The organism is Rhodococcus sp. IEGM 1372 (assembly GCF_030056835.1).
In the GTDB taxonomy this organism is placed as follows: domain Bacteria; phylum Actinomycetota; class Actinomycetes; order Mycobacteriales; family Mycobacteriaceae; genus Rhodococcoides.
Map to the genome: position 1 here is coordinate 93,477 of NZ_JASHKS010000006.1, position 12,908 is coordinate 106,384.

Below are 12,908 nucleotides of genomic sequence, written 5' to 3' on the forward strand. Positions count from 1 at the left end.
CGGTGGCGGGCTTTTCACAGAAGCGAGTCCTACTTGACGGACAGCGATTCCAGGATTTCGCGCGCGAGGGCAGCGGTCTCGGACGGCGTCTTGCCGACCTTGACGCCTGCGGCCTCCAGTGCGTCCTTCTTCGCCTGCGCGGTTCCCAGCGAGCCGGAGACGATGGCGCCTGCGTGGCCCATGGTCTTGCCCTCGGGAGCGGTGAAGCCTGCGACGTAGCCGACGACCGGCTTGGTCACGTTGGCCTTGATGTAATCGGCTGCGCGCTCTTCTGCGTCGCCGCCGATCTCACCGATCATGACGATGATCTTGGTGTCGGGGTCCGCTTCGAATGCCTCGATGGCGTCGATGTGGGTGGTTCCGATGACGGGGTCGCCGCCGATGCCGATGGCGGTCGAGAAGCCGAAGTCACGCAGCTCGAACATCATCTGGTAGGTCAGCGTGCCGCTCTTGGAGACCAGGCCGATGGGGCCGGTTCCCGAGATGTTGGCGGGCGTGATGCCGACGAGAGCCTCACCGGGGGTGATGATTCCGGGGCAGTTGGGCCCGATGATGCGGGTCTTCTTGCCCTTCTCCACGTTGTAGGCCCACGCGTACGCGGAGTCCTGCACGGGGATGCCCTCGGTGATGACGACGAGCAGCGGGATCTCGGCATCGATGGCCTCGACGATGGCGTCCTTGGAGAATGCCGGCGGGACGAACGCGATGGAGACGTCCGCTCCGGTCTTCTCCATGGCCTCGGCAACGGAGCCGAAGACCGGGAGTTCGATGTCGTTGCCGTCGGCGTCGACGTGCTTGACCGTGGTTCCGGCCTTACGTGCGTTGACGCCACCGACGACCTGGGCTCCGGCCTTGAGCATCAGGGCGGTGTGCTTGGTGCCTTCGCCGCCGGTGATGCCCTGGACGATGACCTTGTTGTCCTTGTTCAGAAAGATAGACATTGTTTCCTCTACTTCGCTGCCAGCTCGGCGGCCTTGTCGGCGCCCTCGTCCATGGTTCCGGCGAGCGTCACCAGCGGGTGCGCGGCGTCGGCGAGAATCTTGCGGCCCTCTTCGACCTTGTTGCCGTCGAGACGGACGACCAGCGGCTTGTTGGCGTCGTCGCCCAGCTTCTTCAGTGCGCCGACGATGCCGTTGGCTACTGCGTCGCATGCGGTGATGCCGCCGAAGACGTTGACGAACACGCTCTTGACCTGCTCGTCACCGAGGATGACGTCGAGGCCTGCGGCCATGACCTCGGCAGAAGCGCCGCCGCCGATGTCGAGGAAGTTGGCGGGCTTGACGCCGCCGTGTGCCTCGCCCGCGTATGCGACGACGTCGAGGGTCGACATGACCAGCCCGGCACCGTTTCCGATGATGCCGACCTGTCCGTCGAGCTTGACGTAGTTGAGGTCGTTCTCCTTGGCCTTGGCCTCGAGGGGATCGGCTGCGTCCTTGTCCTCGAACTCGGCGTGGCCGGCCTGACGGAAGTCTGCGTTGGCGTCGAGCGTCACCTTGCCGTCGAGGGCCAGGATCTGATCGTCCGGGGTGCGAACCAGCGGGTTGACCTCGACCAGGAGAGCGTCTTCGTTGATGAAGACCTCCCACAGCTTCTGGATGGTCACCGCAGCGGCGTCGAGCACCTCGGCGGGAAGCTTGCCCTTTTCAGCGATTTCACGAGCAAAAGCAAGGTCGACACCCTTGACGGCGTCGACCGGGATACGTGCGAGTGCGTCGGGGTTCTCCTCCGCCGTCACCTCGATTTCGACGCCACCCTCGACCGAACACATCGCGAGGTAGGTGCGGTTGGTGCGATCGAGCAGGAAGGAGATGTAGTACTCCTCGGCGATGTCGGAGGCTTCTGCAACGAGAAGCTTCTTCACGACATGGCCCTTGATGTCGAGTCCGAGAATCGCTTCTGCGTTCTCGGTGGCTGCTGCGACGTCCTTGGAGTACTTGACGCCACCGGCCTTGCCGCGGCCGCCGACCTTGACCTGTGCCTTGACCATTACTGGCTTGCCGATTTCTTCGGCAATCTGTGTTGCTCCGGCGACCGTGTCGGTGACACGACCGGCGGAGGTGGGTACGCCATGCTTGGCGAACAATTCCTTCGCCTGGTATTCGAAGAGATCCATCAGCTCACCGTCTCGTCTACGTTGACGCCCGCTCCAGGGGTGTGAGCGGGTCTGAGCATGGACTTTATCCAGGTGTCCCGACAGCGCATCGGGCGCATGCATGCTATGTGGCCTATCTCACCGCCACCGGCTCGATGAAGCGGCCGTCACCGATCGGCGCGGCGGGCCGAAAGTGCCGCGGCGACACCGAGAACGACGATTCCCGCCACCACCGGGAGCACCGCAGGGCCCATTTCCGGATCGGTGGCGCGTGCAGATGTCAGCGGCCACGACGCCAGATGGACTATCCCGGCGACGGCTGCTCCGCCGAGCAGGACGCTGCCGCGTGCGGCCCGAGCTCGCGCCGCTACGACGGCGGCCACGACCACTCCGACGGCGAGCAGCATCTGTCCCCAGGTGTCCCAGCCCCACGGAAATTCGGTGACGGTGGCGGCAGTGAAATCGCTGCCCCGGTACAGCGGCAGAGCGAGGCCGACAGCGAGAAGTACTGCACCGAACAAGCCGGTGCCGAGCACCACGCCGTCGGTTGATGCGTCCGCGGACGTGTCGACGTCGTCGCGTTCGGCCGAGCCGGCGAACAGGGCCAGTAGTCCGGTGGCTGCCGCTGCGACGACGCCCGCGATGATCGCCAGAGCGCCGATCCCGGCACCGACGCCGTCCACGTCCTCGGCGAGCACCACCGACTGCAGCACCCCAGCCGCAGCGGCCACCGCGCCGAGCCAGAACATCGAGACGAACGGCCGAGCAGCCGAGGCGAATTCGGAGAACAGCAGCGGCACCGAACCCAGAATCATCACGAACCCCGCGACCATCACCACGCGAGTGGCCAATATCTGCGGCACGGCGATCCCCGAGTCGGTCTCCAGAATCGGCAACAACGATCCGACGACGAACAGCACGCCTGCAAGAACGCCGATGCTGCCGGCCGCGGCATGCCACCTCGTCGCCCCGAGGCCGGCGACACCGCGGACACCCCGCGCACCCGACTCACGCTGCTGCGCTCTCTCCAGCGCCCGACGGTCACGCGCTGCAGCGACGGGTGCAAGCACCGCGCCGCAGATCAGCAGTCCGAGCCCCGCCAGCGTTCCCAGATAGGCACCGAGCCCGGCGTCGACCCGAGCTCCGGTGCTCAGCCCAGCGAGCAGCCCGACCCCGGCGAAACCGAGTACGCCGAGCCCGGCACCGACGGACGCACCCGACGCCACCTGCGGCGACAGGGAGGCCAGGGCCGACGCAGCCACCACGAGGGCCGCGATACCGACGACTCCGGAGCCCACCGCGACGAACACCGGCGACTCCACCACCGCCGTCACGATCACCACCGGATCGGACGAGCGGTACAGCGAGGCGAACGCCGCAACGGCCGCCAACACACCGAACGCGCCGAGCAGCGCCGCGAGCAACGGCCCGACACGACCCGCCGCCGCGCGCCCCACGTGTTCCGAATACACCGAGTGGCCGTACCCGTCACCGAGCCCGGCGCGGTGCACCGCAGACCACCCCGCAACACCCGCCAGCACCGACACAGCGTGACCGACGAGCAGAACATAGGCACCGGCGGTCGCGTCGAGCATCGCGGCGCTCAGCGGGCGGAAGAGCTCGAGCCGATTCGCGTCGATGGGATCGGACAGCAAGGCAACGTCGAGCAACGTGAGGCCGAGTGCCACTGCGCCGTATCCGGCGAGCAGGGCTGCGGCGAATTCGACGCGTTTGCCGACCACACCCACCACAGCTCCGAGGACAACGACGACGGGGACGGCACCGGCCAGGATCGCGGCCACCACTGCCCCGGTTCCCACCGGGGAACCGTCGGCGCTGCGGACGACGCCGATCAGCTGGGCCGCCACCGCGGCAACCGCAGCGATCAGAGCGAGTGCGACGGCAAGCGCGATGCGCGGAGTGGGCGACGGATCGTCGGCTCGGCCGAACTCTCCGTCCTGGGGTCGGATCCGCCGTGGTTCCGCTCGCTCGGAGCCGGGGGCGGACGAGTCGTCGAAGGAGGGAGTCGGCACTCGGATCACGGTATCGGCTCGATCGGTGCCGGAACCGTTACTGTCACCGTGTGCCGTCCACGTGTTCTCGTGTCCGATTACGAATGTGGCCCGTCACGACATAACCGCTGGTCGTCTTGTGAGCCATCTCACATATGCCGCCGGTTTGGGCTGTTAACTTGCGCGCCCCGCAATCATTTCGTTACCGTCTGCCGAGTCTTTCAGTAACGGCCAGGTCACGGATAACGGAGGTTGTAGGTCTTGCAGCAACACCGTGCGTCCTTCACATCGAGCAGATTCTCTCGACCCTCGGCCGAAGACGCGACCACGGTCTACAGCTACGAGCCCGCCGCCGCGCCTGCCGACAACGGTGCGTACGACGCCTACGCCCACCCCGCGTACCAGTACGCCGAGGCCGAGTACGTCGATACCGCCTACGTCGCAGCCGACGAGTCGCCGACCGTCGTCACTACATTCGCCACCACCGCAGACGCCACCCCCGTGGCCCGTCGCGGCGGCGCACACCGCATCCCTCTTCCCCCCACCGCACTCAAGGGCCGAGCTGCAGTTCTCGCAGTGGCCGCAGGTGCGGTTGTCGCGGCCGGCCAGGCCGTCGTCAACGACGACGCTCCCACCGCGGTCGCCACCTCCGAGTACGCACTCGCCGCAGGCGAAGCACCCGCTGCGGCAGCAGTCGCGGCCACCACCGCTCCGCAGACCACCGAGGTCGAAGCCGACTCGTCCAGCGCGACGCCGTCGGAGGCTCCGCAGATCCTCAGCATCGCTGCGCCGGTGGATCTGAGCCAGTTCAACGACCTGCTCGCCAAGGGCCAGCGCTTCAGCGAAGAGCGTGCCGCCCGCGAAGCCGCTGCGCGCAGGCCGCTGTTCGCATTGCCGGCGCAGGGCACTTACACCTCCAACTTCGGCACCCGCTGGGGCGTTCTCCACGCCGGCGTCGATGTTGCCAACGCCATCGGAACCCCGATCTACGCCGTCGCCGACGGCAAGGTGATCGACTCCGGTCCGGCCGCAGGCTTCGGCATGTGGGTTCGCGTGCAGCACGCCGACGGCACGATCACCGTCTACGGCCACATCGACACCTCGACCGTCACCGTCGGTCAGGACGTCATGGCAGGCGATCAGATCGCGACGATGGGCAACCGCGGCTTCTCCACCGGCCCGCACCTGCACTTCGAGGTCCACCTTCCGGGCGAGGTCAAGATCGACCCGCTTCCGTGGCTCGCTTCCCGAGGAATCTCCCTCGGCCCAGAGATGGACTGAGTTCACCAGCTTTCGACTCGAAGCCGGACCCCGCTGTCGCAGGGTCCGGCTTTCGCGTTCCCGGCTCTGTTACAGCTTGGTCATCGGGACGCCGCCGATGAGCATCATCTTCACGCGACCAGCCGAACCGAAGTCGACCAATACCATCGCCTTGACTCCGGCACCGGTCGATTCCAGCACCGTACCCAGGCCGTACTTGTCGTGGCTGACTCGATCACCCACGGCGAGAACGAGATTGGAGTTACGCCCCTTGGCGGCACCGAAACTCGGCGTCGAACTCTGGCCGCGATTCGAGGAGCCGCCGTAGCTGCCGGAGCCGTAATTGCTCGAACCGTAATTGTTCGAGCCGTATCCGCCACCCGATCCGTAGCTGCCGGATCTGCCCCCGCCGATGGCTCGGCCTCCCCCGGTGCCCGGGTCCTCGCGTCGCCAGTCGATCAGGTGCTGCGGAACTTCTTGCAGGAAGCGCGATTCCGGGTTCGCGATGGGCTGCCCCCATGCGGAGCGCATGATCGCGCGCGTGAGGTAGAGCCGCTGCCGCGCACGTGTGATCCCGACGTACGCCAGGCGTCGCTCCTCGGACAGTTCGTTGGGGTCGCCGAGCGCCCGCATGTGCGGGAATTGGCCGTCCTCCCAACCCGTCACGAAGACGACCGGGAATTCCAGACCCTTGGCGGTGTGCAGCGTCATCAAGGTGACGACGCCGGTACCCGAATCGGGGATCTGATCGGTGTCGGCCACCAGAGAGACCCGTTCGAGGAACGCCGCGAGCGACCCCGGCTCGGCCAACCCGTCGACGCCACCGTCCGCGTCGCCGTTCTCGTCGTCCCCGGTTTCGAGAGCCTCTGCCGCCACTGCGGCCTGATTACGCGCTTCCGAGGTGAATTCCCCTGCGACGCTGACGAGTTCGTTGAGGTTGTCGAGGCGCGCGCCGTCCTGCGGATCACTGCTGGCTTCGAGTTCTGCGCGGTAGCCGGTGCGGTCGAGAACGGCTTCGACGACATCACCGATGTCTGCGATGTCGTTGCCGTCTCCGTCGGTCGCGGTGAGCACTGCACGTAGTTCGTCGAGCAACTCCATGAACTGCGCAATCAACTTCTGCTGCCGCGAGTTGAGCAACGCCACCTTGCCCGCGGCCGCGTCGTGCAATGCGCGCGAGAAGCTGATGTCCCGTTGCTCGGCGTGCACGGCGACACAGGCCTCGGCACGATCGCCGATCCCCCGGCGCGGAGTGTTGAGGATCCGTCGCATGCTGACGGTGTCGTCCTCGTTGGACAGCACCCGCAGATACGCGACGAGGTCTCGTACCTCCTTGCGCTCGTAGAAGCGGACGCCGCCGACGACCTTATAGGGCAGTCCGAGTCGGATGAAGATCTCTTCGAGCGCACGCGAGGAGTTGTTGGTTCGATAGAAGACGGCCACCTCGTCGAAGCGCACGTCTCCACCGTCGACGAGCCGATCGATCTCGGAGGCCACGAACGACGCCTCGTCGTGCTCGTTGTCGGCGACGTAGCCGACGATCAACTCGCCCTCGCCGGTGTCGGTCCACAGTTTCTTCTCACGCCGGCCGATGTTGCGCGAGATCACCGCGTTGGCGGCCGAGAGGATGTTCTGCGTCGATCGGTAGTTCTGCTCGAGCAGGATGGTGCGAGCGTCGGGATAGTCGCGCTCGAATTCCTCGATGTTGCGAATCGTGGCACCACGGAATGCGTAGATGGACTGATCCGCGTCGCCCACCACACACAGCTCGCCCGGAGCGACAGTGCCCTCGAGTGCGCCGTCGGCGTCGGGGGTGCCGACCAATTCACGGACCAACATGTACTGGGCATGGTTGGTGTCTTGGTACTCGTCGACCAGAACGTGCCGAAACCGGCGTCGGTAGTACTGAGCCACCTGGGGGAACGCCTGCAGAATGCCCACCGTTTCGCCGATGAGGTCGTCGAAATCCATCGCGTTGGCGGCGCGCAGCCGCTGCTGATAGATGCCGTAGACCTTGGCCACCAGCCGCGGGAGCTCGGCGGGATCGCCGTCGGCGTCCTCCGCTGCCTTGTCGGGGCCGATCAGCTCGTTCTTCAGGTTCGAGATGGCCGTCGACAGCAGCCGCGCCGAGAACTTCTTGGTGTCGATCTGCAGATCCTTGGAGATCATCGTCAGCAGTCGCCGAGAGTCGTCCGCGTCGTAGATGGAGAAGTTCGAGTTCAGACCGGGCAGCAGCGCAGCCTGCGCGCGCAGGATCCGCACGCAACTCGAGTGGAACGTCGACACCCACATGGCGTTCGCCCGCGGTCCCACGAGTCCGGCGACTCGCTCGCGCATCTCGGCAGCGGCCTTGTTGGTGAACGTGATGGCCAGAACCTGGCCGGGTGACACTCCTCGCTCGGCCAGTAGATACGCGATACGACGCGTCAGCACCGCAGTCTTGCCCGACCCGGCTCCGGCCACGATGAGCAGCGGAGATCCGGTGTGCACGACGGCCTCACGCTGCTGGGGATTGAGACCTTCCAGCAGTGTGTCGGACGAGGTGTTCTGTCGGGATTGGAGGCCCTGGAGGAATGTGTTCATCGTGTGGTCAGGTTACCGGCGCGTACCGACAAACCCACATCGCGTGGTCGTCGGCCGAACCGACGACTTTTCAGGAGGGTTGACCCGTGGCACACTGGATCGGTGATCGAAAAAACCGTACGTCATCGCCTGCATCGGGTCGGCCACTGTTCGGCCACGCGTGCAGGAGCCTGTCGATAGACGCAACGCCCAGGTTCCGGACGGGACCGAACCGACCGGCGATGCAGTTCCGAATACGAAAGGCGTAACGGTGACGGACGACGCAGCGATCCAAGATGTGACCCGAGGAGAGACGATGGCCATGACGACGAAGATCGACTCAGAGACCGCAGTGCCCACGAGCGAAGCCGAGATCAACGACCTGCGCCAGGAAATCGATCGCCTCGATGCCGAGATCCTGACGGCCATCAAGCGTCGCTCCGAGGTGTCGCAGATCATCGGACGCACCCGTATGGCCTCCGGCGGACCGCGCCTGGTGCACAGCCGCGAGATGAAGGTTCTCGAGCGTTTCAGCAGCCTGGGCCAGGAAGGTCACACGCTGGCCATGCTCCTGCTCCGCCTCGGTCGCGGTCGCCTCGGCCACTGATCCACCCCCGGTTGGGCGCGCGGTGCGCACGCCCAACCGTCAGTAGCTCACTTCAGAGCGATGTACTTGGTCTCGAGGTACTCCTCGATTCCCTCGGATCCGCCTTCGCGGCCGAATCCGGATTCTTTCACTCCACCGAACGGCGCTGCCGCGTCCGAGATCACTCCGCGGTTGACGCCCACCATGCCACTGTCGATGGCGTCGGCCACCCGTAGCGCACGATCGAGACTCTCCGTGTAGATGTACGACGCCAAGCCGTACTCGGTGGCGTTGGCCGCGTCGATACCTTCCTGCTCGGTGTCGAAGCCGACGATCGGAGCCACCGGCCCGAACACCTCTTCCTTCAGAATGCGTGCATCGGCAGGCACCTCGGTGAGCACGGTCGCCGGGTAGAAGTAGCCGTCCCCGCCCGGCGCGGTGCCCCCAAGAGCCACCGTCGCGCCCTTGGCCACCGCGTCGTCGACGAGTTCCTGCACGGTCTCGAGCTGATCGGCATTGATCAGCGGTCCGAGCTTGGTATCGGGGTCGACGCCGGGTCCGAGTTTCATTTCGGCCATCTTTTCCACGAGCTTGGTGGTGAACTCCTCGCGCACGCTGTTGTGCACGTGCAATCGGTTCGCGGCGGTGCAGGCCTCGCCGCCGTTGCGCATCTTGGCGAGCATCGCGCCGTCCACCGCGTCGTCGACGTTCGCGTCGTCGAACACCACGAACGGTGCGTTGCCGCCCAGTTCCATCGACGTGCGCAGCAATCGAGTCGCGGACTTCTGGACGAGAGATTTGCCGACACCCGTCGAGCCGGTGAAGGTGAGCTTGCGCATCCTCGGATCCTCGATGAGGGGTCCGGTGACGTCACCGGACTTGGACGTCGTCAGCACCGACAGCACACCTTCGGGCAAGCCGACCTCGTCGAAGATCTGCGCGAGCAGCAACATCGTCAGCGGGGTCTCACGAGCGGGCTTGACGACGATGGTGCAGCCGGCGGCCAGGGCAGGCCCGATCTTTCTGGTGCCCATCGCCAACGGGAAGTTCCACGGGGTGATCGCCAGCACGGGCCCGACCGGGGCCTTGGTGACGAGAATTCGTCCGTTGCCCGCCGGGGCCGGGGTGTAGCGACCGCCGATGCGTACCGCTTCCTCGGCGAACCAGCGGAAGAACTCGGCACCGTATTTCACCTCGGCCTTGGACTCGGCGAGGGCCTTACCCATCTCCAGGGTCATCAGCAGCGCGATGTCGTCGGCGCGTTCGGTGACCTTCTCGAATGCCGCTCGAAGAATCTCACTGCGCTCGCGGGCGGGTGTTGCCGCCCAACCCTTCTGCGCCGCCGCGGCGGCGTCGAGCGCCTTCATCGCATCGGCGGGCGATGCGTCGGCCACCTCCGTCAGGGGCTGGCCGGTCGCCGGGTCGTTCACCGGGAACGTCTTGCCTCCCTCGGCGTCGACGGCCTTGCCGCCGATCCACAGTTTTGCCGGAATCGAATCGATCAATGCGCGTTGGTCCATACCGTCCATGATGCCTCCGCAGCGCCCGATGCAAACGACAAACGACGCGCGCATGACTCGGCACCGGATTACTGTTGGTTCGTATGAGCGTCGATATCACCGGCACGGATGCCTGGCAGAAGCTGACCGATCACTACTCCACGATCGCCGATACTCATCTTCGGAACCTGTTCTCCGAGGACGCCGACCGAGCGCACACGTTCACGCTCGATGCTGCCGATCTCCATATCGACTACAGCAAGCACCGGATCACCCGCGAGACCCTCGAACTGCTCGTCGAACTCGCGCGCACCGCCGACGTCGAGGGCAAGCGCGACGCCATGTTCGCGGGCGAGCACATCAACACCTCCGAGGATCGCGCCGTACTGCACACCGCACTGCGCCTACCGGCGGACGCGTCCCTGACCGTCGACGGCCAGGACGTCGTCGCCGATGTGCACGAAGTCCTCACTGCGATGGGCGAATTCACCGACCGAGTGCGTTCGGGCGAATGGGTCGGTGCCACCGGCGAGAAGATCGCCACCGTCGTCAACATAGGAATCGGCGGTAGCGACCTGGGACCGGTCATGGTCTACAACGCGCTCCGTCATTACGCCGACGCGGGGATTTCCGCGAAGTTCGTTTCCAACGTCGACCCCGCCGATCTGGTCGGTGCGCTCGACGGACTCGACCCAGCGTCGACGCTGTTCATCATTGCGTCCAAGACGTTCTCCACCCTCGAGACACTGACGAACGCCACCGCGGCCCGACGCTGGCTCGTCGACGCGCTCGGTGACGACGCCGTCGCCAAGCACTTCGTCGCCGTCTCCACCAACGCCGAACGCGTCGCAGACTTCGGGATCGACACCGCCAACATGTTCGGCTTCTGGGACTGGGTGGGCGGACGCTACTCCGTCGATTCGGCAATCGGGTTGTCGGTCATGGCCGTTGTGGGCAAGGAAGCGTTCGGCGAGTTCCTCGACGGCTTTCATCGCATCGACGAGCATTTCCGGTTGACGCCGCTGGCCGAGAACGCGCCGGTACTGCTCGGCCTCGTCGGCCTGTGGTACAGCTCCTTCTTCGGCGCAGAAACCCGTGCGGTGCTGCCGTATTCGAATGACCTCTCCCGTTTCGCCGCGTACCTGCAGCAGTTGACGATGGAGTCCAACGGCAAGTCCGTCAAGGCCGACGGCTCGCCCGTCACGACGCCGACCGGCGAAATCTTCTGGGGCGAGCCGGGCACCAACGGCCAGCACGCTTTCTACCAATTACTGCACCAGGGAACACGTTTGGTGCCGGCGGACTTCATCGGATTCGCCGAGCCCACCGACGATCTGCCGACCCGCGACGGCAGCGGATCGATGCACGATCTACTGATGAGCAACTTCTTCGCCCAGACCAAGGTGCTCGCCTTCGGCAAGACCGCCGAAGAGATCGCCGCGGAGGACACTCCGGCAGATGTGGTGCCGCACAAGGTGATGCCCGGCAATCGGCCCACCACCTCCATCCTCGCCCCCAAACTCACGCCGTCGGTCGTCGGTCAGTTGATCGCCCTGTACGAGCACCAGGTCTTCGTCGAAGGCGTCATCTGGGGCGTGGATTCATACGACCAGTGGGGCGTCGAACTCGGTAAGACCCAGGCCCTCGAACTGACGCCTGTACTGACCGACGCCGAAGCGCCTGCTGCACAATCGGATTCATCGACCGATGCCCTGGTGCGCTGGTACCGGGCGCAGCGGGGTCGTTCGGCCTGAGTTGCGGCGCATCTACGGCCCTAGTAAGAATTTACGGACCCTGCAGGCGGTGCGGATTCCTGGACGGGCCGTAGATTGCGCTCAGCGGATCCAAACGCGTCAACCGTGCGTCCAAATGAGCATGGACTTCTACCAACGTGGGCTCTTCACCCGTGCCGATGCACTCGCGTCGGGCTTCACCGACGACGACCTTCGACGCGCACGCGCACACAAGTCCATCGTTGCAATCCGCAGAGGCTGGTTCGTTCGAGGGGATGTTTTCGCCACACTGGACCCTGCGCAGCAGCATGCCCTCCTGGCTCAAGCGACCTATGCCGATTCCGGCGACGACGTCGTGCTCAGCCATGTGTCCGCAGCGGTGGTTCTCGGACTCGACCTGTGGAACTTGCCACTCGACTCGGTGACGATGACCACTCTTCGCGGCCACTCGGGCAAGCGCAGTCGACGGCGATTCCTTCACGGCACCGATCTACTGGACGACGAGTGGCTGCATCTCGACGGTATGCGGGTCACACGCCCAGCGCGTACAGTCGTCGACGTCGCCAGAACTCATCCACTCGAGGTTGCAGTGTGTCTCGGTGATCGGGCATTGCGGCATGGCCTCACCACAATCGACGAACTCGAGAAATGCTGCGATGCGGCGCACCACCGAAGCGGTGCCGGACGTGCTCGACGTGCGATCGGCGCGATGAGTGCACGCAGCGACAGTGTCGGCGAAAGTCGATCGCGACTGATCCTGCAGACAGTGTCGACTCCGCTGTCCAATCAGACGGTCTTCGACGAAGACGGTCGACGCATCGCCCGTACCGACTTCCTGTTTCCCGACCTGGCCGAGGTGATCGCCGAGTTCGACGGGGAAGACAAGTACGGTCCGCAGCCACGGCAAGCAATCATCGCAGAGAAGAATCGCCACAACCGACTCGCCGAGCAGGGCAGGACCGTCTTCAGATTCGACTGGCGGGACTTGTCGACTCCGCAGGTCATCATCGACCGGCTTCATGCTGCCTATCGGCGTGCATTGCTCCTCGGCCCGCCGAGTGGACGGTACGCCGAGCTACCCCTCCCCGCAGCTACGGCGCTCGTAGGAATATGCGCACCCTACAGGCGGTGCGAATTCCCGCGAGGGGCGTAGATCCGATCCCC

At 65.4% G+C, this 12,908-nt stretch carries 9 protein-coding genes; 4 read left to right on the forward strand and 5 right to left on the reverse strand.

Annotated features, from left to right (window positions below):
• Positions 1–29: 29 nt before the first annotated feature.
• The 3 genes from sucD to QM590_RS09180 form a co-directional block, all read right to left on the reverse strand.
• Positions 30–941 carry a succinate--CoA ligase subunit alpha gene (gene sucD / locus QM590_RS09170; protein ID WP_269594614.1) on the reverse strand — a complete coding sequence of 304 codons (912 nt, stop codon included), beginning with the start codon at positions 939–941 and terminating at the stop codon, positions 30–32.
• Between the two features lie 8 nt (positions 942–949).
• Positions 950–2,113: an ADP-forming succinate--CoA ligase subunit beta gene (gene sucC / locus QM590_RS09175; RefSeq protein WP_032377331.1), complete on the reverse strand. Its 1,164-nt coding sequence runs from the start codon at positions 2,111–2,113 to the stop codon at positions 950–952.
• A gap of 146 nt (positions 2,114–2,259) precedes the next feature.
• Positions 2,260–4,125, reverse strand: a complete 1,866-nt coding sequence (locus tag QM590_RS09180) for a hypothetical protein (RefSeq protein ID WP_269594613.1) — start codon at positions 4,123–4,125, stop codon at positions 2,260–2,262.
• Positions 4,126–4,365: 240 nt separating this feature from the next.
• On the opposite strand from QM590_RS09180, the gene QM590_RS09185 reads away from it, so the two are divergent.
• A complete protein-coding gene (locus QM590_RS09185) occupies positions 4,366–5,385 on the forward strand; it encodes a M23 family metallopeptidase (RefSeq protein WP_269594612.1) in 1,020 nt (339 codons plus the stop codon).
• Positions 5,386–5,454: 69 nt separating this feature from the next.
• Here the strand turns inward: QM590_RS09185 and QM590_RS09190 are convergent, their stop codons facing one another.
• Complete coding sequence (locus tag QM590_RS09190; RefSeq protein WP_269594611.1) at positions 5,455–7,947, reverse strand: UvrD-helicase domain-containing protein; 2,493 nt, start codon at positions 7,945–7,947, stop codon at positions 5,455–5,457.
• A gap of 295 nt (positions 7,948–8,242) precedes the next feature.
• Between QM590_RS09190 and QM590_RS09195 the strand changes: the two genes are divergently transcribed.
• The gene (locus QM590_RS09195; protein WP_068050144.1) at positions 8,243–8,533 is read left to right on the forward strand and encodes a chorismate mutase; all 291 of its coding nucleotides are present in this window, start codon (positions 8,243–8,245) and stop codon (positions 8,531–8,533) included.
• Positions 8,534–8,580: 47 nt separating this feature from the next.
• Here the strand turns inward: QM590_RS09195 and QM590_RS09200 are convergent, their stop codons facing one another.
• Positions 8,581–10,032, reverse strand: a complete 1,452-nt coding sequence (locus tag QM590_RS09200; protein WP_269594681.1) for an NAD-dependent succinate-semialdehyde dehydrogenase — start codon at positions 10,030–10,032, stop codon at positions 8,581–8,583.
• Positions 10,033–10,115: 83 nt separating this feature from the next.
• Here QM590_RS09200 and pgi point away from each other — a divergent pair, with 83 nt between their 5' ends.
• Positions 10,116–11,765, forward strand: a complete 1,650-nt coding sequence (pgi, locus tag QM590_RS09205) for a glucose-6-phosphate isomerase (RefSeq protein WP_269594610.1) — start codon at positions 10,116–10,118, stop codon at positions 11,763–11,765.
• Between the two features lie 115 nt (positions 11,766–11,880).
• Positions 11,881–12,897, forward strand: a complete 1,017-nt coding sequence (locus QM590_RS09210; protein WP_269594609.1) for a hypothetical protein — start codon at positions 11,881–11,883, stop codon at positions 12,895–12,897.
• Positions 12,898–12,908 lie beyond the last annotated feature (11 nt).

What these genes read in the sequence shown, in the direction of transcription:
- QM590_RS09195 (WP_068050144.1), top strand. Translation starts at nt 8,243, where the DNA reads ATGGCCATGACGACGAAGATCGACTCAGAGACCGCAGTGCCCACGAGC.
- pgi (WP_269594610.1), top strand. Translation starts at nt 10,116, where the DNA reads ATGAGCGTCGATATCACCGGCACGGATGCCTGGCAGAAGCTGACCGAT.
- QM590_RS09190 (WP_269594611.1), bottom strand. Translation starts at nt 7,947, where the DNA reads ATGAACACATTCCTCCAGGGCCTCCAATCCCGACAGAACACCTCGTCC.
- QM590_RS09210 (WP_269594609.1), top strand. Translation starts at nt 11,881, where the DNA reads ATGAGCATGGACTTCTACCAACGTGGGCTCTTCACCCGTGCCGATGCA.
- sucD (WP_269594614.1), bottom strand. Translation starts at nt 941, where the DNA reads ATGTCTATCTTTCTGAACAAGGACAACAAGGTCATCGTCCAGGGCATC.
- sucC (WP_032377331.1), bottom strand. Translation starts at nt 2,113, where the DNA reads ATGGATCTCTTCGAATACCAGGCGAAGGAATTGTTCGCCAAGCATGGC.
- QM590_RS09200 (WP_269594681.1), bottom strand. Translation starts at nt 10,032, where the DNA reads ATGGACCAACGCGCATTGATCGATTCGATTCCGGCAAAACTGTGGATC.